Annotated in this window: 16 protein-coding genes; 4 read left to right on the top strand and 12 right to left on the bottom strand. The window is 58.6% G+C overall.

Annotated elements, in window-relative coordinates; genetic code table 11:
• Positions 1-42 precede the first annotated feature (42 nt).
• The 5 genes from nrdF to fumC form a co-directional block, all read right to left on the bottom strand.
• On the bottom strand, positions 43-1,005 hold the full coding sequence (gene nrdF, locus AC6ROY_RS10555; protein ID WP_500100313.1) for a class 1b ribonucleoside-diphosphate reductase subunit beta: 963 nt from the start codon (positions 1,003-1,005) through the stop codon (positions 43-45).
• Positions 1,006-1,037: 32 nt separating this feature from the next.
• Positions 1,038-3,122, bottom strand: a complete 2,085-nt coding sequence (nrdE, locus tag AC6ROY_RS10550) for a class 1b ribonucleoside-diphosphate reductase subunit alpha (RefSeq protein ID WP_500100312.1) — start codon at positions 3,120-3,122, stop codon at positions 1,038-1,040.
• Positions 3,109-3,468, bottom strand: a complete 360-nt coding sequence (gene nrdI / locus AC6ROY_RS10545) for a class Ib ribonucleoside-diphosphate reductase assembly flavoprotein NrdI (protein ID WP_500100310.1) — start codon at positions 3,466-3,468, stop codon at positions 3,109-3,111. The genes nrdE and nrdI overlap by 14 nt, the downstream gene beginning before the upstream one ends.
• 719 nt (positions 3,469-4,187) lie before the next feature.
• Positions 4,188-4,730 carry a hypothetical protein gene (locus tag AC6ROY_RS10540; protein ID WP_500100308.1) on the bottom strand — a complete coding sequence of 181 codons (543 nt, stop codon included), beginning with the start codon at positions 4,728-4,730 and terminating at the stop codon, positions 4,188-4,190.
• Positions 4,731-5,128: 398 nt separating this feature from the next.
• Entirely contained in the window at positions 5,129-6,520 is a 1,392-nt protein-coding gene (gene fumC / locus AC6ROY_RS10535) for a class II fumarate hydratase (protein ID WP_500100307.1), read from the bottom strand.
• A 283-nt stretch (positions 6,521-6,803) separates the two neighbouring features.
• Between fumC and AC6ROY_RS10530 the strand changes: the two genes are divergently transcribed.
• Positions 6,804-6,950, top strand: coding sequence for a DUF4023 domain-containing protein (locus tag AC6ROY_RS10530; RefSeq protein WP_500100306.1), 147 nt, complete (start codon positions 6,804-6,806; stop codon positions 6,948-6,950).
• A 175-nt stretch (positions 6,951-7,125) separates the two neighbouring features.
• A complete protein-coding gene (locus AC6ROY_RS10525; protein ID WP_500100305.1) occupies positions 7,126-9,276 on the top strand; it encodes a HelD family protein in 2,151 nt (716 codons plus the stop codon).
• A 399-nt stretch (positions 9,277-9,675) separates the two neighbouring features.
• On the opposite strand, the gene AC6ROY_RS10520 is transcribed toward AC6ROY_RS10525, so the two are convergent.
• The 4 genes from AC6ROY_RS10520 to AC6ROY_RS10505 form a co-directional block, all read right to left on the bottom strand.
• Positions 9,676-10,656, bottom strand: coding sequence for a cation diffusion facilitator family transporter (locus AC6ROY_RS10520; protein ID WP_500100304.1), 981 nt, complete (start codon positions 10,654-10,656; stop codon positions 9,676-9,678).
• A gap of 264 nt (positions 10,657-10,920) precedes the next feature.
• Positions 10,921-11,943 (bottom strand): 2-hydroxyacid dehydrogenase, encoded by a 1,023-nt coding sequence (locus AC6ROY_RS10515; RefSeq protein WP_500100303.1) that lies wholly within the window; start codon positions 11,941-11,943, stop codon positions 10,921-10,923.
• Positions 11,936-12,778 (bottom strand): ATP-dependent sacrificial sulfur transferase LarE, encoded by an 843-nt coding sequence (gene larE / locus AC6ROY_RS10510; protein WP_500100302.1) that lies wholly within the window; start codon positions 12,776-12,778, stop codon positions 11,936-11,938. Before larE ends, AC6ROY_RS10515 begins: the two co-directional genes overlap by 8 nt.
• Positions 12,779-12,976: 198 nt before the next feature.
• Positions 12,977-13,456 (bottom strand): glutathione peroxidase, encoded by a 480-nt coding sequence (locus AC6ROY_RS10505; protein WP_500100301.1) that lies wholly within the window; start codon positions 13,454-13,456, stop codon positions 12,977-12,979.
• Between the two features lie 116 nt (positions 13,457-13,572).
• Between AC6ROY_RS10505 and AC6ROY_RS10500 the strand changes: the two genes are divergently transcribed.
• On the top strand, positions 13,573-14,874 hold the full coding sequence (locus AC6ROY_RS10500) for an AAA family ATPase (RefSeq protein WP_500100300.1): 1,302 nt from the start codon (positions 13,573-13,575) through the stop codon (positions 14,872-14,874).
• Between the two features lie 43 nt (positions 14,875-14,917).
• Positions 14,918-16,687: a vWA domain-containing protein gene (locus AC6ROY_RS10495; protein ID WP_500100299.1), complete on the top strand. Its 1,770-nt coding sequence runs from the start codon at positions 14,918-14,920 to the stop codon at positions 16,685-16,687.
• Between the two features lie 212 nt (positions 16,688-16,899).
• Here AC6ROY_RS10495 and AC6ROY_RS10490 read toward each other — a convergent pair whose 3' ends face one another.
• From AC6ROY_RS10490 to AC6ROY_RS10480, 3 genes are all read right to left on the bottom strand, one after another.
• Positions 16,900-17,340, bottom strand: a complete 441-nt coding sequence (locus tag AC6ROY_RS10490) for a C40 family peptidase (RefSeq protein WP_500100298.1) — start codon at positions 17,338-17,340, stop codon at positions 16,900-16,902.
• Positions 17,341-17,568: 228 nt separating this feature from the next.
• Positions 17,569-19,962: a glycoside hydrolase family 95 protein gene (locus AC6ROY_RS10485; protein ID WP_500100297.1), complete on the bottom strand. Its 2,394-nt coding sequence runs from the start codon at positions 19,960-19,962 to the stop codon at positions 17,569-17,571.
• Positions 19,963-20,041: 79 nt separating this feature from the next.
• Positions 20,042-21,139, bottom strand: a complete 1,098-nt coding sequence (locus AC6ROY_RS10480; RefSeq protein WP_500100296.1) for a DUF3900 domain-containing protein — start codon at positions 21,137-21,139, stop codon at positions 20,042-20,044.
• Positions 21,140-21,218: the final 79 nt, after the last annotated feature.

Below are 21,218 nucleotides of genomic sequence, written 5' to 3'. Positions count from 1 at the left end.
TCAGGCAGGGGTTTTCTTCTATATAATAGGAACACGAACTGCTTAATCGAATCGGAAATCATCATCGGTCAAAGCTTCCATATGAAGCGTGCGTACGTAACCATTGCCTTTTTTCGAGAAAAAGTCATGCTGCTTCGTCCGGGTGCTGATTCCGTTCAGCACGATCGGGTTGATGTCTTCTTCGTCAAACAGCGGCTCCTGCCCGAGGTTCATCATCGCCTTATTGGCGTTATAGCGCAGAAACACCTTGACATCCTCAGCCAAACCGATCGGCGCATACAGCTGCTCCGTATACTGCTCCTCGTTCGCATGCAAATAACGCAGCAGCCCTTGCAGCGTCTCCAGCGCCTCATCCTGCTCGTCCTCGGACAAGCCGGCGTACACCTCCTGCGCCAGCACGCCGACGTACAGGCCATGAATACTTTCGTCGCGCAAAATAAGGTCGATGATCTCGCCGCTGCTCGTCATTTTCCCCTGCCCCGCCAAATACAGCGGGTAAAAAAATCCGCTATAAAACAGGTAGCTTTCCAGCAGCACGGAAGCGGCCATCGCCAGGTACAGCCCTTTGGGCGTCTCAATGCTTTGGTAATATTGCGAAATCGTCTCCGCCTTGAGCTGCAGATGCGGGTTTTGCTCCACCCAGCGGAACACCTCGTCGATTTCCTCCGTCGTCGCCAGCGTCGTGAAAATGCTGCTGTACGACTTCGCGTGAATTTGCTCCATCATACCCATGAAGCCAAGCACCGCTTTGCGCTGCAGCCCTTCGACATGCTCCAGCAGCTTGGGCATACCGATTCCGCCCTGCACCGTATCGAGCAGCGTCAGCCCGCCCAGCACCTTTTTGTACGTATCCCGTTGCTCCGCGCTTAGCGTAATCCAGGACATTTTATCATCAGACAACGGAATCTCCTCATCGGTCCAAAACTGCATCAGGTTCTGGTTCCAGAACGTGATGGAGAAATCATCGTCGGGTCTGTTCCAATTTACGGCTTTGAAGACGCTCATCCTTGCAGGCGCCCCTTTCTGTATCTTATGCGTTAAACCGAGCAGCTCAGGCATTCCTCAACCGACAGCCGGTTCGTTCGGGTGTAATACAACGATTTGAGGCCTTTGCGGGCCGCGTAAATATAGTAGCGCGCCAGCTGGCGTGTCGTCACGTCGCTGTTCACGTGCAGCACGGTAGAAACGCCCTGGTCGATATGCGACTGGATTTCGGCGATCAGGTCCAGCACCTTGAACTGGTCTGTCTGGTAAGCCGACTTATAATAGAACACATTGTTGCGGTCCATATACGGCATTGGATAATACGTTGTCGAGTTTGCGTAGGTGCGCGTTTCGATTTGCTCCACAATCGGCATGACGCTGCTGGTCGCGTTTTGGATATACGAAATGCTTTGCGTCGGCGCAATCGCCAGACGGTAGGCATGGTACAGCCCGTCGCGTTTCACCTGCTCGCCAAGCGCCCGCCAGTCGTCCGTCGTCGGTACATGGATGCCCTCGAACAGCTGCTTGACCTTGTCCGTCTTCGGCGTGTAATCCGTCGTCACATACCGGTCGAAGTAAACCCCGCTCGCATAATCCGACAGCTCGAAGCCGTCGAACGTTCTGCCCGTTTCACGCGCGATTTGCGCGCTTTTCTCCAGGGAATAATAGTTCATCATCATGAAAAACGCGCCGGCAAAATCACGAGCCTCCGCGCTGTCGTAGGCGATCCGGTTTTTCGCCAAATAACCGTGCAGGTTCATCGCTCCAAGACCGACCGCATGCAGCTCGCGGTTCGCCTTGGCGACGCCCGGCGCATTGCCGACCTCGGTCATATCGCTGACCGACGTCAGCGCCACGATGCCCTCGTGCACCGACTCGCGCACCTTACGGCGCTCCATCACATTCACAATGTTCAGCGAAGCGAGGTTGCAGCAGATGTCACGACGAATCTGGTCGCCATAGCCGTAATCGCCGATCGTCGACGTTTCCTGCAGCTGGAAAATTTCCGTGCACAGGTTGGACATCTTGATGTTGCCGATGCCGTTCAACGCATGCGCCTTGTTGGCATTGCTGCGGTTCATGATGTACGGATAGCCGGATTCAAGCTGGATCGCCGCGATTTTCACCAGCATGTCGCGCGCGCTCATAACCACCTTCTTGCGCACCCGGTCATCCGCCAGCAGCGTATCGTACATCTCATCAAGGTCCATATCGTCCAGATGTCGGCCGTACGCCTTGTAGACGGTAAATGGCGCAAACACATGCAGCGGTTCATTGTCCTCCGCCAGCTTGTAGAAGCGGTTCGGCACGATCAGGCCGATGGACAACGTCTGCAGCCGCGTTTTTTCGTCGGCGTTGATTTTTTTGCTGTCGAGAAACTCCATCAGGTCCCAGCCGAAAATGTTGTAGTACGCCGCGCCGGAGCCTTTGCGCTGTCCCATCTGATCGGCATAGGAAAACGCGTCCTCCATCAGCTTGAGCACCGGCATAATGCCCTTGGCTGCGCCCTCGACGCCCTTGATCGGCTCGCCGCGCCCGCGCAGCTTGGACAAATTGACAGCTACGCCGCCGCCGATTTTGGACAGCTGCATGCAGGTCGCCAGCACGTAGTTGATCGAGTTGAGCGCATCATCCATCTCCAGCAGGAAGCAGGATACCATTTCGCCCCGGCGGCTTTTGCCTGCGTTCAGGAAGGTCGGCGTCGCCGGCTGCAGCCGCTGCTCCATCATCGAGGAAGCGAGCGTACACGCAACGTCAAACCGTCCGTGTCCCAGATACAGCGCCACAATCGCGACCCGGTCCGGGTAATGCTCCAGGTAAACGGAGCGATCATTGCTTTTCACCGCGTAGTCCGTATAAAACTTGGAAGCGGCCATATAGGAAGGAAACTCGAAGCCGTACTCATGCGTGATGCGGTACACGCTCTCCACCTCGGAAGGCGAATAGTGCGCAAATACGTCCTCATAGTAATCCTGTTCAATCATGTAGCGCACCTTGGCCAGGTGGTTGTCGAACGACAGGCTTTTCGCATACACCTCGTCCATAAACGATTGTACCGCTTCTCTGTCCTTGTCCAACTGAAAAAATCCGTCGGCCCCCCGTTGCATCAGAAGGTTATTGAGTTCAATATGCCGCAACGTTGTCCACTCCCATCATAAATTGTTGCACATCCCGCTGTGTGCCCGCGAGCTCGAACTTGGCCAAAATCGGCACCTGGTAGGCGGCGGCGATTTTGTCGGCGCTGATCGCAAAGCTTGTCCCCCAATTGCGGTTGCCGCTGGCGGCTACGCCTTGTATGTATTCCGCATTGTGCTCCAGGAAGGCGGCTACGCGATCAGGCACTTGACCGAAGCCCGTCGTATAGGTGACAAGCACAAACGGCTCGCGTGTGATCAGGCTGTCCTCAATTTGCACGGAGCGCACATTCAGCTTGCGGATAAACCGCCGCACGTTGCCTGTTTTCGAATCGTATACAACCAGCATAAGAGGTATCCCCCTGTCTAAAATCTCCCGTCGGCCGAAGCCGGCAGCTATGTATTCGGAAGCGTGCGGCAAGCCCGCCGTATGAAACCGGCGCTGTCGCTTCGCAGCGGGCGTCGAGAGGGCCGACAGCCCTGCTCCGAATATGTCGGATATCGCGCTCGTGTCTCGCTTGCGAGACGCCGTTCTGCAGCCTCTCTGGTAGGACGCATATGTAGGATATGGACGATTTAACCCATATGTAGATATCCGAAACAAACTTATATCAATATATAGTGTCTGGCGCTGGTTGTCAACGTGAAACTTATCGACAAATCGGGACAGTTTGCGGCCCGCAGACCCTTGAAATTACGCGTTGAAAACGATTGAAAACGGCAAGAAGCCGCTTGGCAGGCGGCTTCTTGCACGACGGCCCGACATCATCCGGCAGCCGTAAAGCTATAAATTTTCCATCCAAAGACCTATCCGTTTTGCGTATTTTTTTTGCCGACTGTGGACAGACCCAGCTGCGCCGAAACGACTGCTCGAAGGGTGCTTCGGATCGTCCCGCCACTCGGAACCTCAAGTGCATGTCGAGCCGCTTCGGATCGTCCCAGCACTCGGAACCGCAAGTGCACCCCGAGCCTCTTCGCCCCTCCTCGCCGCACAGATACGCCCGCTGACCCCGCCCGCTCTGGAAACCCCGGCCAAGTTCGACGCGGCCTGTGGATGGCGCCGTTCTGTCAAGCGCGCGCTTTCTCCTTGCGCGGCCATAACGTATAGCTGAAGCTGATCAGGAAATCTATGCCGACTATCAGCCCCCACAGACGAATCGTCTGCCGCAGGCTGTCCGTCCGCGCCGCATCGCCCGTCCAGAGAATCAATCCATAAAGGATCGCGCTGCCCAGCGCCCACGCCAGCGCATGCAGCAGCCACATCCGCCGTTCACGGCTGGCGTGGGCCGCTCCAAAGCGAGGCGCGCGCAGCGGCCGGGGCCCCCCGGCAAAGCGGTGCGCAAACCGGGCGTCGGCCCAGCGGATCATCCGGTGTCCGTACACGACGGACACGGCTACATAAATGGCCGCCAGCGCATGCGACCAGTTGGCTGCCGCGCCACGCTGCAGATCGACAGCGGTCACAGCCAGCAGCAGCAGATCAATCAGCGGCGAGCAGGCCAACAGCACCATGCCAAGACCCTGCTTCCGCCACACGTACCGTGCAAACAAGCCTGCGGCCACACATACCCAGAATCCAATTTCACAACTGATAATAAGCGCAGCAATCATCCGATTATCCCTTCCTTCTCCGGCTACGTAAATCGTGATTTTTTATAATACATTGTACTAAATAACGAGATCATCTTACCACAGCCTGCCAAAGCAAGGCAACCGACGATACGCGGTCAGACTGAGCACGGGAAGAACGAGAATGCTCGGGCCAGCGGCGCTTTGGAACGATGATCTCCGGCTTATACGCCCGGATGGCCTGCCCTATTAATGAAAGGAGCAAGCCGGTCCATGATGCCGGATTAGCAAATACACCGTGCCGCTGTGCAGATGATAGGCAGGGCCACTGCGCTTTAAACGATGTATGGGGCGGGTATACAAAAAGACGCCTCCTCCCCTTCACAGGGATCGGAAGCGCCTCTCTCATGAAATCCCGGGAGCTATCCCATAGTTACCCACTATGCCTTGGGATGAATCATATCCTCCGGCTTGACGACCTCATCGAACCGCTCGGCGGTCAAATAGCCGCTGCGTACGGCCGCTTCCTTCAGCGTCAAGCCTTCCTTGTGCGCCGTTTTGGCGATGGAAGCCGCCCTCTCATATCCAATATGAGGGTTCAACGCCGTGACCAGCATCAGCGACTGCTCCAGATGCCGCGTAATGACCGCGTGGTTCGGTTCGATGCCGACCGCGCAATGCTCGTTGAACGAGTTCATCGCGTCCGCCAGCAGCCGCACGGACTGCAGGAAATTATGAATAATAACCGGCTTGAACACGTTCAGCTCAAAATTGCCCTGACTCGCCGCGAAGCCAATCGCCGCGTCATTGCCCATCACCTGGCATGCGACCATCGTCATCGCTTCGCTTTGAGTCGGATTCACCTTGCCCGGCATGATCGAGCTGCCCGGCTCATTTTCCGGAATCGTCAGCTCGCCGATGCCGCTGCGCGGGCCGCTCGCAAGCCAACGGACATCATTGGCAATTTTCATCAGATCGGCCGCCAGCGCCTTCAAAGCGCCGTGCGTATAAACGATCTGGTCATGGCTGGTCAGTCCGTGGAACTTATTGTCAGCCGACACGAACGGAATGCCGGTTTCACGGGCAATCTCGGCCGCTGTCGTATCGCCGAACTGCGGATGCGCGTTCAGCCCGGTGCCAACGGCGGTGCCGCCGATCGCCAGCTCGTGCATCGTCTCCATGCTTTGGCGGATCATCCGCTCGGTTTTGTCAAGCATCGCCCACCAGCCGCTCATTTCCTGCCCCAGCGTCAGCGGGGTCGCGTCCTGCAGATGCGTACGGCCAATTTTCACAATAGCTGCAAATGCCTCCGACTTGCGCTGCAGCGTTTCCTTCAGCGCAGCCAGCGCGGGAAACAGCCTGCGATGCAGCGCCAGCACGCCGGCCATATGCATCGCGGTCGGGAACGTATCGTTGGAGCTCTGGGAACGGTTCACATCATCATTCGGATGAATGCGGACGTCTGCCCCCTGCTGCTCCAGCCGCTGGTTGGCCAGCCGGGCGATCACCTCGTTGGCGTTCATGTTGGATTGCGTACCGCTGCCCGTCTGCCAGACGACAAGCGGGAAATGCTCGTCCCATTCGCCTGCAACCACTTCTGCCGCGGCTGCGGCAATGGCGTCGGCTTTGGCCTGCTCCAGCTTGCCAAGCTTCAGGTTCGCTTGCGCAGCCGTTTTTTTCAATAGGCCGAAGGCATGCACAACCTCCAGCGGCATCCGCTCGGTGCCGATCCGGAAGTTTTCGCGGCTCCGCTGCGTTTGCGCGCCCCACAGCTTGTCATTCGGAACTTGAATTTCGCCCATTGTATCTTTTTCAATCCGGTAGTCCGTCATTTGTAAAACCTCCTGGAGTTTTTAGGGCTCGAAGCAACCAGCGCTAATGGTTAGATGGAGCCAGCTGTATAAGTCGTTAAATGATGAAGGCTAGCTCGGTGTCACAGGTGCAGCTTCCTCATGCATCCGGTTTCAGGTATACTTCCGAACGTAAGCCGGGCAACCTATATAAGTTGAATAGAGGAAACGATCCACGATCGCAGGTTTCTTTCACCGGCTGTCCGGCGACCATCCTTATTCAACATGATGCATAGAAATCAACTGAATGAAGGAGGGAGTACCCATGAAGGACAACTTGAAGGGCACCACGGAGCAATACATCAATAAGCTCCACGATACCCAGGCCAAGGACGACAAAAACCGCAAGCACAACGGCGGAGGCCATCCGGAGAGCAAGCTTCCCGGCGAGCAGCATCGCAACGGCAATTAGTCTTCCCGCTTGGCCTGCTTCTCAAGCATCTAGAGTCGCAACCGGGAGCCTTGAGGCTTCCGGTTTTTGTTGTCTGATCCATATTGCCCCGCGGCTCCGATCTATGATATACTCATTCTCCTGTCAACCAGCTTACAATGGCTGGAAACCTGCAACCGAATGGGAGGAATCACTGTTGGAAACCGCTTTGCACCAAGCTTATCAAGAAGAACTGCAGCGACTGGAGCAGACGATCTGCGATATGGACGATCATCTGCTTCAGCTGGAAGCGATACCGCGCTATACCGGTCATGTTGTGTCGGAGCAGGTCCTGGAATCCATCCGCGAGCAGAAGCGCCGCAATCTGCGGCATGCGACACCGGAGCCGTATTTTGGCCGACTCGACTTTCAGGAGGCAGGCAAACCCGGCCCTGCGCAGCTGTACATCGGCAAATTCGGCGTGGAGAAAGCAAACTCGCCTGATGTGCTGGTCGTCGATTGGCGCGCCCCGGTAGCCAGTCTTTTCTATTCCTTTACCGGCGGACTGGATGCGGCTGCTTACGAATCGCCCGACGGCACGATTGAAGGGCTCGTTTATTTGAAACGAAATCTGGCCATCCGCCAGCGTATGTTGCAACGGGTAGTCGATACGTTCGACCGCGAGCAAAACGCAATGGCCGTTACCGATGAGTTTTTGCTGTATCGGCTTGGCGAAAACAAGGACAACAAGCTGCGCGACATCGTCTCCACGATCCAGGCCGAGCAGGATGCGATCATCCGAGCAGGCAAAAACGAGGCGCTGGTCATTCAAGGCGTCGCAGGCAGCGGGAAAACAACGGTTGCGCTGCACCGGCTTGCCTTTTTACTGTATCAATACCGGGACCAGGTCAAGGCGGAGCGCATGATTATTTTCGCCCCCAACCGGATGTTCCTGGACTATATATCCCGCGTGCTGCCAGAGCTGGGCGTAGGCCATATTCAGCAGACCACGTTCAGCGACTGGGCGCTGGAGCTGCTCGATCATGAAGTCACGCTGCCTGACCCGGCAGACAAGCTGAATGCCTGGTTTGCCGTCGGGCCCGCCCGGCCCAAGGCGGATGACGATGCCCCGGGACGGATCAAAGGCTCGCTCCGCTACATGAAGTGGATCGTACAACGACTGGACGATTACGAGCAGCTCGCTGGCCAGGTGGACGCTTTCCAGCCTTGGGACGGGAAACGATTGCCCGCCGCCACCATCCGGCAATGGTTTGATGTGGAAAACAAACACGAGCCGCTGATGAAACGGCGCGAGCGGGTGCTCGCACGGATCAAGCGCTGGGCCGAGATGGAGCTTGACAAGGTGTGGGAAGTCCATCTGCGCAAGGAGCATAAGAAGAAGCTCGCAACCCGCCTGCGCGAATACGGCAAACGATGGGCCGCCTACACGCCGCTTGCCTTTTATCGGGAGCTGTTTGCGCCGACTGCGGACGCGCCGCCACTTGCCGCCCCGGCGGCTGCCGGGGAAGACGCCTTCCGCTTGCCTGACACGCTGCGTGAAGCGACCTACCGTCTGGCGAAAAAGAAGCAGGTACAGCCGGAGGATTTGCCCGCCCTGCTGCTCATCCGCGAGCGCTTCCACGGCATTCACGGCGACCATCGCTTCGATCATACCGTTATCGACGAAGCGCAGGACTTCTCGCCCTTCCAGGTTGCGCTGCTGAACCGGCATACGAAAAACGGCTCCTTTACGATTCTCGGCGACGTCTCCCAAGGCATTCATGCCTACCAGGGCGTGCGGCGCTGGGAGGAGCTGCTGGAGCTGTTCCCGGCGGAGCAGCGCGGGTTCTTCACCTTAAACCGCAGCTACCGGTCTACGATGGAAATTATCCACTTCGCAAACCGGGTGCTGGAACGCTCGCCCGAGCCGCCGCCGACACTGGCGGTCCCCGTGTTCCGCAGCGGTCAGGAAGTGACGGTGACCCATGCCGCCGAAAGCGAGCTGATCGAGCTGCTGACCGCAGAAATTAGCCGCTTCCGCGCGTCAAATGAGCAAGGAACACTTGCCGTGCTGGCCCGCACCGAAGCACGAAGCCTGCAGCTTCACGATCGGCTGCTGCAGGCAGGCTGCACGTCCGTGCACCGGATCGGCGCAGGGCAGCAGCACTACGAGGGCGGCGTATCCGTGCTGCCTGTCTACATGTCCAAAGGGCTGGAATTTGACGCCGTGCTGATTGTGGACGCCAGCCGCGAGCATTACGAGCCGACCGCCTGGGACGCCAAGCTTCTGTATGTCGGCTGCACCCGCGCGCTCCACGAGCTGAAGCTGTTCTACGACGGCGAAGCTTCGCCGCTTGTAGCCGAGTGATCAAGTAGCTTAGCCGGGCAGGCCTGCGTTCACCCGTTGGCCTGCTTTTTTGGCAATGCGCGTAAATACCGGCTTTGCCTACAATTTTGATAATGATTATCACTGATAATTATATCCAATTTGTGGCGAATTTCAAGGCCGTGCACGACGTGATTACTTCCGTCACATTCGGATTAACCAGCAAAAACCGAAGGCGCGCCGCCTCCGGTTTGACTTGCTTCCATATTTCGCTGCTTTTCTTCTGATTCGTCGTCTCTACTCCGTTTTATCCCCTTGTCGTTGTCTGAGCCTTCCCGCAGCAAACGATCGTCGGCTGTTCCGGCTTCTAATATCTTGAAGGCATTATCGCTGCTAGACCTGCTGCTAGACCTGCTTCTAATCCTGCTTCTAATCCTGCCTCTAGGCCTGCTTCTCGGTCGCCCGCTCCGGCTGCCAGCTGCGCCGTCCGTCATCCTCCAGAATACCAAGCGTCACATCGGAAATATCCGGATCGGCAAGCAGCAGGTCCCGCACCCGGAACTTAATATCGTCCGCATCCGCCAAGCTCAGCCCGGCGCGCAGCTCGATGTAGCCTTCAACGTGGTAAGCGCGGCCCTCCTGAATAATGCGCAGCTTGTTAATGTCCCGTACATCCGGATCATGCAAAATAATCGCCGCGATCTTGTTCTCCACCTCAATCGGCGCAGCGACCCCGATCAGTCCGACCATGTTATCATAGCCGACCTTAAACGCGACACCAATCATCAGAATCCCGATCAAAATCGTCGCAATCCCGTCGAATAGCCTGAACGGCGTCAGCTCGGCAATGATGATAGCGATTAACGCCAGCAGCGCACCCGATGTAGCCACAATATCTTCATAAAATACAAGCCGGGTCGGCGGCGCTGCGCGTCCGACATGCTTGAAGGCGGTTGGAATAACGGCCCAGCCGCTTGCCTCTACCCGCGTTTCGCGGACAATTTCCTTCATGGCCTTCAATAATATAGCGCCGTCCACGGCCACTGAAATGAGCAGCACAACCAAGCTGAGCCAGAAGCTGTGCGCTTCCGCAGGATGCATCAGCAGATGCCAGCCTTCTTTAATTGTCTCATACGCCATGATCGTCACGACAATAACCGCGACCATGCAGAAAATGTTGATCACACGGCCATATCCGGCCGGAAAACGCCGGTTCGGCTGCTTCTCCGCCCATACGCTGCCCGCGAAAACAAAGCCTTGATTCACAGCGTCAGCGACTGAATGCATCGCGGAGGCAAACATCGCCCCGCTCCCGCTGAAGGAGGCGGCCACTCCCTTAAGAATAGCAATGCCCGTATTGCCCAGCGCCGCCGCCGCAGACGACGTATTGCCCTTTTTCATCATTGCCCACAAGCTGCCCATAACAGCCTCCTCTTTAGATGTTCGTCCAATCCCTTCCTATCTTACCCGATTGTACGTTCCGCCAAAAGAGGGGCCGGACAAATTTTCCAGCCTAGCGTGTCGTTCCGCCGCCAACCTGCCCATGCGGCTGTATGCCAAAAATCCGCCTGCTCTGGAGGAGCAGACGGATCATACGGCAATGGCCGGCGCGAACAGCACGCTGCCACGCAGCAGGCTAACATCTCTGCCACGAAGCGACGTGCGGAGGCGTCAGCCTCGTTCGACTTACTCCCGAACGAGATGCCGCAGTTCCGGCACCACATGCGGCGGCCGCCCGCCTTGCAGCGCCTCGACCAAATTGCGCGCAGCGAGCATCGCCATGTCGCGGCGGGTCGCCGACGTTGCCGAGCCGATATGCGGCAGCGTTACGACCTGGGGCATCGCCAGCAGCGGATGGTCCGGCTGCGGCGGCTCCGGATCAAACACATCAAGACCTGCGCCGCGAATGACGCCGTTCTGCAGCGCCTCTACCAGCGCCGCCTCGTCCACGGTCTGACCGCGCGACGCATTGATGAAAAACGCCGTCGGCTTCATCAGCGCAAAATGCTCGCGGCGAATCATATGCCGGGTTTCAGGCGTCAGCGGCGTCATCAGCACAACGAAGTCCGCCTCCCGCAGCACCTCCTCCAGGCTGCCGTACACCGCGCCGTACTGCTGCTCGGCCTCCGGCTTGCGCGTGCGGCTATGGTAATGCAGCTTCATCCCAAAGCCATGCACGGCGCGCTGGGCGATCGCTTCACCGATCCGGCCCAGCCCGATCAAGCCAATCGTCCGGTGATGCACATCGAGACCGAAAAGCGCTTCTTCCGCCAGTCCCTTGCCCCGCTGCCATTCTCCCCGCTTTACATAGGCGTCAAGCTCCGGGATGCGGCGCGACGCGGACAGCATCAAGCCAAGCACCAGATCGGCCACCGTATCATCCAGCACGTAAGGCGTATGTGTCCCGATCACGCCGCGCTCGTTCATCGCTTCCAGATCGAAGTGGTTATACCCGACCGAAATCGTGCTGACGGCCCGCAGCTTCGGCGCGCGATCCAGCAGCTCGCGGTTGACGAGGCCGCCGGGCATCAGCAGCCCTTCCACCTCGCCAAGCTCGGCGAGCAGCTGCTCCCGCGAGGCGCCGCCCCGTCCGTCCCACATCCGGCAAGCCGTATGCTGCTGCAAATAATCAAGCACGTCGGCAGGTATCGGCTTTGTAATATACACGGCCGGCTTGCGCGTGACTTGCTTCCCGCTTTCGTTAAGCATGCACGGCCTGCTCCGCCGCCGGGAGCACCTCGTTCAGGCTGCCGGAGCGGTAGCCAAGCAGGTCCAGGGTGACATAGTCGTAGCCGATTTCGCGCAGCTTGGCGTGCACCGTTTCCGCCACCGGCAGCAGCTCGGCCAGATCGGCAGCCGCCACCTCGATCCTGGCAAGATTGCCATGCTGGCGGACGCGTACCTGACGGAAGCCAAGCTGCATGATGAAGTCCTCCGCCTGGTCGATCATCGACAGCTTGCGCGCTGTAATTTCCTCGCCGTACGGGATACGCGATGACAGGCAGGCGAAGGACGGCTTATCCCAGGTCGCCAGCCCGAAGCGGCGGGACATATGGCGGATTTCGGATTTGCGGATGCCTGCCTCCAGCAGCGGCGCAAGTACGCCGCGCTCATGGGCGGCCTGCAAGCCGGGACGATGCTCGCCCAGGTCGTCGGCAATGGCGCCGAACACGACATAGGAATACCCCTTCGCCTCCGCAATCGGAATCAGATGGTCGAACAGCGAATTTTTGCAGAAATAGCAGCGGTTTGTCGGATTTTCGGCGTAGCCAGGAATGTTCAGCTCACTGGTCGGAATGACCTCATGCGGCGCGCCCAGCGACTGAGCCAGCGCAATCGCCTCCGCTTTCTCGCGAGCCGGATACGTCTCCGAGTCTGCGGTAATAGCCAGCACATGCTCCGGGCCAAGCGTATCCAAGGCCGCCTTCAGCAGGAAAGCGCTGTCCACCCCTCCGGAAAACGCCACCACAACCTTCCCCATATCACGCAATATATGTTGCAGCCTTTCGTATTTACTTTCCATGCTTGCTTCATTGCCGGTCATACGTTCGGCCTCCTCCTTTGATCCCACAACGGCAAACCGTTATGCACACGTTTTCCAAGCCGGCCTCCCGCACATTTTATGTACAGAAGGCATGCTTACTTATTATAGAACGTTTTGGGCCAAGAAGAAATTGTTTTGCAGGAAAAGTTTTAAAAAACCTCTATCGAGGCCGTTCAAGGAGGACAACGATCGCAACAGCTACCCGAGCAGCTGCTCGATGTCCGGCTTCAGCTCGGAGGGCGCAGTGCGCGCGCTGAACTGCTTGACCACGTCACCTTCGCGGTTCACAAGAAATTTCACAAAGTTCCACTCGACGTCTCCCGTACGATACGGCGGCGGCACCTGATCGACCAAATACCGGTACAACGGGTGGGCGTGCTCGCCCTTCACGTCGATTTTCGCAAACAGCGGGAAGGACACCTTGTAGTTCAGCTCGCAAAACTGCTTGATCTCCGCTTCCGTTCCCGGCTCCTGGCCCGCAAACTGGTTGCACGGGAAGCCAAGCACGGCCAGACCTTGCTCCGCATACGTCTCATGCAGCTCCTGCAAGCCCTGGTATTGCGGCGTCAAGCCGCAGGCGCTGGCCGTATTCACAATAAGCAGCACCTTGCCGGCATATGCGGACAAGGGCTGCTCTTGGCCGTCAATCGTTTGTACGGTAAAATTCGCTACATTCATCGTCTAACATCCTCCTCAGCGTGTGGGTGCAAATGCCTGCTCAGCGCATTAGAGAAATTGTATCGCGTCTGGTACAATAAATCCAATTCACCGTATGACGGAAGGAGCTGTCTGCCATGAATGAAATTGCAACGATCCAACAGAAGCTGGAGCAGGCGATCGCGCAGCTTGAAGCCCGGTTCCTCGAACGGGAGGAGCTGATTCGTCTGATGCTGCTCGGACTGCTGTCGGGCGAGCACGTGCTGCTGGTCGGCCCTCCCGGAACCGCCAAGTCGCAGCTTGCTCGCGGCATCGCCCAGCTGTTTGATGGAGGGCGCTGGTTTGACTACCTGCTCACGCGGTTTACGACGCCGGATGAAATGTTCGGCCCCGTATCGCTGCGCCAGCTGAAGCTGGACCGTTACATCCGCCAGACGGAAGGGTATCTCCCGGACGCGGACTTTGCGTTTCTGGATGAAATATTCAAGTCGAACAGTGCGATTCTGAATGCGCTGCTGTCGCTGCTGAACGAACGTATCTTTTTTAACGGACAAACGAAGCAGCAAGCCCCGCTCCGCTTTCTGATCGCGGCCTCCAACGAGCTGCCGGAGGAGCAGGAGCAGCTTGAGGCGCTGTATGACCGTTTTCTGATCCGGTACGAGGTCGATTATCTCAAGCAAATGTCAAGCTATGAACGCATGTTTCAGCTGACGGACGAGCCCATCCCCGCTTCCCTGTCGCTGTCGCATATCGACACGGTGCGGACTGCCGCGGCCAGGGTCACGCTGCCGGAGACGCTTATTTATATGCTGTACCAGCTGAAAACCGCCATGGAGGAACAGGAGTTTACGCTGTCCGACCGGCGCTGGCGCAAAATCGGCCAAGTGTGGCAAACATCCGCCGCTCTGAACGGACGGACGGAAGCGCTCGTATGGGACACCGTATTTACCCCGCATATGTTATGGGATCATCCGGAGGATTTCGGCCCGCTGAATGAGCTGTTCCAGAAAAGCTTCCAGGAAACGCTCAAGGCCGAGACGGAACGCGAGCTGCCGCTGCGCCGCTACGACCGGATCGCCAAGCATTGGCTCGCGCAGGAAGATGCGCTGCATGCCTTTCAGTTCAAGAAGGAAATCGGCGCGCGGCTCAGCCAGGAGGACCAGCAAAAGGCGAAAGCCAATCTGGAGGAATGCAAGCAGGAGCTGGAGGAAACAGCCCGCGAGCTGCAGGGCAAGCTCGTCCAGTGGCTGCAGCGGGAGAAGGATTTGCCGGGGTATATCCGCAATCGCAACTTCCTGGTGCTGCAGACAGCGCATTACGCCGTGAAGTATACGCATCTGCGCATTCAGGGGGAGCGGACGCTCCAGACGCTGCAAGGCTTGTACCGCACCTTGTTTGACCGCGAGCTGCCCGGCATCGAATATGATTATACGCTGTGAGGCCGGACGGCGCTTTCCCCTATGACGAGGACGAGGTGAGCTTATGATCATCCGTGCGGCCAAGATTGACCGCTATGTGTTTGACGGCTTCGTTACAAATTCCCGCGCCGCCCAGGAGTGGATGCGGGACGTGCAGGCGCGCACCGCCTGGTTTACGGTCGAGCTGTTCGCCGACTTCTATCATTGCTTTTATTTGGCGCGGCCCGAAGAGGAGTCTGCGGCCTACGCCGAGCCCTTCCATCGCTGGATGGTGCGCGAGCTGCGCAGACAGCACTTCTACCGCCAGCTTCATCCGCTAACGATCGGGCAGGCGAACGCGTCCTTCCGCACGGCGCTCAAGGCGCTGATGTGGCTGACGGCTACCTTCGAGGAGGAGGTGAAGCGGCGTAAGCAGGAAGCCGCGCAGCTGCGCACGATCGGTCTCAGCGAACGCGAGCGCCAGCAGGGCCGCCAGGAGCAGGACGCGCCGACCGTGCAGGAGCATCTGTCGGACAAGCAAATCGAGCGGCTGCGGCTCGTCGGCTACACGCTGCAGCAAGGCAAGCAGCGCGTGGAGGACAAGCAGGCGGCGCTGGATGCGCGTCCGCTTGCCGCTGCGGAGGTTCAGGCGCTGAAGGAACGCATTCGCTCGCTGCAGGAGGAGATGCGCACCGATTTCCAGCGGCGGGACAAGCTGCGGCAGAAGCTGGCCCGCGCGGAGCAGGAGCTGAAGGATGCGGAGAAGCAGGCGGAGCGGCTGCGGCGCAAGGAGCAGGAAACGTTCCGCCAGCTGGATGAGCAGCTCGGCGACTGGATCGGCCGGGCGCTCGCCGAATCGCTCGCCCGCGAAGTCCGCGAGGAAACCGACCTCGCCGAGCTGCTGAAGGCGAGCCAGCAGATCGCCAACCGCCGTTGGGGCAGCGACCTCGGCCGTCTGCACCGGCAGCAGTACGCGCATTACCTGGAATGGGCCGAGAAGCTCAAGCGTTATCCCGACCTGCTCGGCTTCCTGCAGGAGGTCGGACGGCAGCTGCAGCAGCTCAAGGCTGCCCGCAAACGGGTGCGCGTGCCGCATGTCCCGGAAAGCTACGACGAGCTGCGCCAATCCGGCGATATCGGCCATATGCTGCCGAGCGAAGCCAGCTTGCTCGCCGATCCGGCTTACGAGGATTATTTCTTCGTCAAATGGATGGAGCGCAAGCTGCTCAGCTATACGCTCGCCGGCTGGGACCGTGAGCCGGAGCGCGGTCCGGTCATTTGCATGCTGGACACGTCGCATTCGATGCGCGGAGCCAAGCTGCGGCTGGCGCAAGTATTTGTCGCCACCTTCGCCGCCTACAGCATGCTGGAGAAACGCGACTTCCTGCTGCTGCTCTTCGGCGCGCGCGGCGAGCTGCTGGAGCGGCCGCTCGCCTGGCGCAAGCCGGACTGGGCCGCGTTTTACGCGCTCTCGCAGCTTGCCTTCGGCGGCGGCACGCATTTCGACGCGCCGCTGCGCCGCGGCATCGAGCTGGTCGACGCGGAGCCGCGCTACCGCGACGCGGACTTTGTCATGGTGACCGATGGCGTCGGAGCGGTCTCCCCGCCTGTGCGCGAGGCGCTCGCCGCGCTCGGACAAACCCGGCGCGTGCGGCTGCACACGCTCATTGTCGGCTCCGCCCGGCAGCATCTGGCGCAGCGCTACGATCTGCCGGGCGTCTCCCACCAGGTGCGCTTCGCCGCCACCTGGGAAACCCAGCAGCAGCATGATCTGCTGCTGGACGTGCTCCGGCCGGAGCCGCGGCGCGCGCCCGGCAGCGAGAAGCAGGCGGCCCGGCCGCGCGGCCGCCGCTAGCTCCCGGCAGCCCGGCCCGGCGGGGCTGCCACAGGCTTGACCGCGCCGCCCAGCCCCGGCGGCGCGAGCCTGAGCCTGCAGGCAGCGGCCGCATCAGCCGCTGCCTGCAGGCTCGATCTACGGCAAGAAGCCTCCCTGCACCGGGGAGGCTTCTTGCCGCTTCATCCAAGCGCGGCCGCCATCGGCCGGCCGCGCCTTCTCCTCGCTCGCCGCTACAGCCGCTTCGCAAACAACAAATAGTCGATCCAGCGTGTCGTTTGCCGCGCAGACACCTTCTCCTTGAGCCTCGTAATCGTAACGCCGTCCTTTATGCAGGAATGCAGCATCTTATGTTTCCCCACGGCAATTCCGACATGGCCGATCTTCTTAATGCCCCGTTCACGCTTGCGTGCCCGGTTCGTAAAAAACAGAAGGTCTCCCCGGCGGATGCGTCTGCGCTGCACAAGGGTTCCCAGCTTGCTTTGCTGGCGGGATGTCCGGGGCAGCTCGATCTGCAAATGGCGGAATAAATACTGGGTAAGCGAGCTGCAGTCGAACATCTTGGTGCTGTTGGACTTTGCGCCCAAGCGGTATGGCCTCCCGCGAAACTGCAAGCCCTTCGTAATCAGCTTCTCACCCCGGTCAGGAGATGTCCGCCCTCGTACCTTCGTCACCTTGATCCCCTCCGTCACTAAGCTGCTCACGAGCCGCTGACACAGCGTATTCCGCAGCTGCCCGATGCGTGCAGCCCCGTGCAAACGTTCAGGCTGCTGGCGAGGAAATAAAGAGCGGCCGGCGACAGTTGGCTGAGGGATGAATCCCCCCGCCCCGGTTCAGAATGCTCACGCTCAGACTGACGCCGGTCCTCTGTATTCAGGAGACTGCTTGCCCGTCACCTTGTGTCAGAGGCCGAACCTTGATTGCGCTGACAAAACGTAACGTTTTCCGCCCTCCAAGTGAAGCAAGAGCCTTCCATCCTTCGACGTGGCAACGTCCATTTCCTCACCCTCGCAAAAAATACGGACAGGCGCATGAACAAAAATTTCGCAGGCTGCGGCCGCTTTAGCCGTAATCGCAGCTTCGCACAAAGACCCGTTTTTCCAGCGAATGTCGATTTCATATCCGCCTCTGCCGCGGAGCCCCTGCACATAGCCATCCCTCCACGCGTCGGGCAGCGAAGGCAACAGCTCCAAATAGCCCTGATGGGACTGCAGAAGCATTTCGGCAATCCCTGCTGTTGCCGCGAAATTTCCATCTATTTGGAAAGGAGGGTGCGCATCGAACAGATTTGCGTAAACCCCGCCCTTTTGACTGACCGTTTCTCCCTCCTTGACGAGGTTGAGCAGGTTGGAAATCAATCGTTCTGCGCGATTTCCATCCTTGAAGCGGGCCCACAATCCAATTTTCCAGCCAAGACTCCACCCGGTCCCCTCGTCGCCCCGGATCGCAAGCGATGTTTTCGCCGCTTCGAACAGCTCCGGCTTGGAACGCTCTGTAATCACCCGTCCCGGATACACGCCGACAAGATGCGATACGTGACGGTGATGGACCTGTTCATCCTCAAAATCCTTGAACCACTCCTGCAGCTGTCCGTTTTTGCCGATTTGAACCGGAAACAGCTTGCGCTTGGCCTCCTGCAGCGTCAGGACAAACGCTTCATCCGTCCCGAGCGCTTGGGCTGACAGCATGCAGTTGTCAAACAGTTCTTCGATCAAGATCAAGTCCATCGCGGCAGCCGCGCTTACCGCATGAACCTTGTCCCCGATCCGAAATTTATGCTCAGGCGAGGTGGAGGGTGAGGTGACCAGCAGCCCATCCTCATTTGGAACCAGCCAATCGAGACAGAAAAGCGCAGCCTCCTTCATGATCGGGTAAGCCTTGTCCCGCAGAAAACCCTTGTCTCCGCTGTACATATAATGCTCCCACAGATGCTGGGTCAGCCATGCGCCGCCCATCGGCCAAAAAGCCCACACCGGATCACCATGCCCGTAATCGCCTACGGGTCCGCTTTGACCCCACAGGTCGGAATTATGATGGGCGACCCAGCCTCTTGCGCCATAATTGGTTTCAGCCGTCTGCTTCCCGTTCACCGCCAGCCTGCCGATAAAATCAAACAGCGGCTCGTGCAGCTCGGCCATATTACAAACCTCGGCGGGCCAGTAGTTCATTTCCGTATTAATATTAAGAGTGTAATTGCTGCTCCACGGAGCGCGCGTATCCTGATTCCAGATGCCCTGCAGATTGGCCGGCTGCGTTCCGGGGCGGGAGCAGGCAATTAATAAGTACCGTCCGTAATGAAACAGGAGCTCCACCAAGCCGGGGTCACGGCTGCCATACTCGGCAATCCGGCGATCCGTGGGCAGCTCCGCAGGGGCGATGCTTTCCCCGAGATGCAGCTTGACACGCTCAAACAAACGCGCATGATCTTCAATATGACGATTCACAAGCTCCTCTTCGCTCCATTGAAGCGCGGCTTCGATAGCCTCCGCCGTAACCGACTCCGGTTTCCGCTCAGGGCTTGAAGCAGCAAGCGCCGGATCAAACGACGTTGCTGCAGCCACGTATAAGACCGCCCTTGTTGCGCCAACCAGGTGCAGGCCGTCTGCATCCGCACTGCACGTCCCTCCGTCATAGGCGACCGCCAGACGCCCGTTGAAGCGGAGCCCTCTGGAAGCCCCGGCCTCGCCATACTGAACAGGGTCCTGAACATCGCAGTAATTGGGCGACACATGCTCCGGAGCTTGACCGGACAATCCATATTGGCCGGATTCCGTAAACGAGACCGCCCGGAGCGGACTGTCCAGCCTGGCCCGCAAACGGAGCATCCCCTCTGCGCTTGACGTCAACCGGACCACAATGACCTGATCGGGATACGAAGCAAAAACTTCACGGGTATACGCAACGTCCCCGATCCGATAACGGACCGTGACGATTCCTGTGGCCAGATCCAACGACCGCTTGTAGTCCCGCGCCAGATTTCCATGCTCCATCGTCAGGTTCAAGTCGCCAAAAGGCAGGTACGACTGGGTATAAGGTCCCAGCATCTCCCTGGTGAGCAGCTCCGCTTCCGCATAACGCTCCTGCTCAATCAGACTGCGTACTTCCGGCAGCCGCTGCTTCGCGGCAGCATTGTTCCATGCCTTGGGATAGCCGGACCAAAGCGTATCTTCATTCAGCCCGATCCGCTCCCGCTCGATTCCCCCGAATATCATCGCGCCAAGTCTGCCGTTTCCGACAGGCAAAGCTTCCGTCCAATGTACAGCAGGCTTTTGAAATTGCAGGCTCAGGTTGCTCATTGATTTTCCTCCCCAATATGCTGGTTCCTAAATACGTTTTTCGTTTATGCGGCCGACGCCAACGAGCCGCAAGCCCCCGTCAATACGGCAGCGCCGCCTCGCTGCCCTCAGCCCGGACCTTGTCGCGCAGCCGCTCGACCAGCGTTTCCAGCGATTCCGGCAGCAGCAGCTCAATCGGCGAGATGCCGCGGTCGAATTGCAGCGTCTCCGCCTCCATCACGACGACATAGCGGCCGCCGAGCTTGGCGATATGCAGCCGGTCTCCATAATCCGCGAGCAGCGCGCGCACGCTCATGTGGCCGCCCAGGTCGATTTTCATGTCCAGGTCCGGCTTTTGCTCCACCATGATGGATGTCGCTTCGATCACCTGCGCCGGCTCCCACTTTTCCTGCAGCTCGCGTTTGTCGCTGTGCGCCCACAACTCCATCTCCTCCAGCTCGCGCTCCTTCGCCTCCGTATTCTCCTCATACACCTGCTCGACATATTGCTGCACGAAGCCAAGCACCTGCTCATTCATCAGCTCCGGAACAGATTTCTCGTAATCGACAAATTTGAGAAAATCCTCAAAATACCGCGCATGCGACGCCTGATGAATTTTCAGCTCGCCCGGCTCCAGCATCCCGGGCTCCGGCATATGCGGATACATGATCGACTTGAGATTTTTGGCGTTGATCGCCATCTCGACCCGGTTCAACAAGCTTCGCTCGTCGGTGACGCGGGCAATTTTCTGCTCGAAATCGCATTTGAACACAAACAAAAACGGCTCGTCAAACAGCTCATTCAGCTTGGCGCGCACGATAAACATCGCCCCGCCCCGGATGGCGCTCGCATCCATATAAGCGGTCACCAGCTCGTCGGCGTGCCCCATAAATTCAGCGGCCGATCCGGCTGTGCGCAGCCGTGCGAACAAGTTATAGTTCGGGTTGCTGTCCAGCTCGTACCCCGGCTCCACGATAAAATGCCCGATCTTCGTCGGCACCTGCTCCGCCTTCGGATGGCGCTCCGCCTTGCGCTTGGCCGTCTTCGAAAATTCCCCGTCCAAAAACCCGCTCAGCTCGCTGTCCGCGTAGTCCTCGCCGTCCATCGTCTGAAAATGCTTGCTGCGCTTGCCGCCCTGTCCCTCCTCCCCATCCACCTGGATGACAAAAAATGAGATATAGTCAACATCAAACTTCACAGTTGTCCCCTCTTTCCGTCCTGCCGAGTCCGATTCTATGACTCTGTCAGGAAATGATCGTTTTAGTATACAACAGCCG

Source organism: Paenibacillus sp. sg306046, assembly GCF_059821225.1.
The sequence above is the reverse complement of the archived record's forward strand: the minus strand, read 5'-3'. Positions and strand labels throughout refer to the sequence as shown.

Bases quoted from the DNA above. Each gene is read 5' to 3' on its own strand.
- AC6ROY_RS10515 (WP_500100303.1), bottom strand. From the start codon at position 11,943: ATGCTTAACGAAAGCGGGAAGCAAGTCACGCGCAAGCCGGCCGTGTAT.
- AC6ROY_RS10530 (WP_500100306.1), top strand. From the start codon at position 6,804: ATGAAGGACAACTTGAAGGGCACCACGGAGCAATACATCAATAAGCTC.
- nrdF (WP_500100313.1), bottom strand. From the start codon at position 1,005: ATGAGCGTCTTCAAAGCCGTAAATTGGAACAGACCCGACGATGATTTC.
- AC6ROY_RS10520 (WP_500100304.1), bottom strand. From the start codon at position 10,656: ATGGGCAGCTTGTGGGCAATGATGAAAAAGGGCAATACGTCGTCTGCG.
- AC6ROY_RS10540 (WP_500100308.1), bottom strand. From the start codon at position 4,730: ATGATTGCTGCGCTTATTATCAGTTGTGAAATTGGATTCTGGGTATGT.
- AC6ROY_RS10500 (WP_500100300.1), top strand. From the start codon at position 13,573: ATGAATGAAATTGCAACGATCCAACAGAAGCTGGAGCAGGCGATCGCG.
- fumC (WP_500100307.1), bottom strand. From the start codon at position 6,520: ATGACGGACTACCGGATTGAAAAAGATACAATGGGCGAAATTCAAGTT.
- larE (WP_500100302.1), bottom strand. From the start codon at position 12,778: ATGACCGGCAATGAAGCAAGCATGGAAAGTAAATACGAAAGGCTGCAA.
- nrdI (WP_500100310.1), bottom strand. From the start codon at position 3,468: ATGCTGGTTGTATACGATTCGAAAACAGGCAACGTGCGGCGGTTTATC.
- AC6ROY_RS10505 (WP_500100301.1), bottom strand. From the start codon at position 13,456: ATGAATGTAGCGAATTTTACCGTACAAACGATTGACGGCCAAGAGCAG.
- AC6ROY_RS10495 (WP_500100299.1), top strand. From the start codon at position 14,918: ATGATCATCCGTGCGGCCAAGATTGACCGCTATGTGTTTGACGGCTTC.
- AC6ROY_RS10485 (WP_500100297.1), bottom strand. From the start codon at position 19,962: ATGAGCAACCTGAGCCTGCAATTTCAAAAGCCTGCTGTACATTGGACG.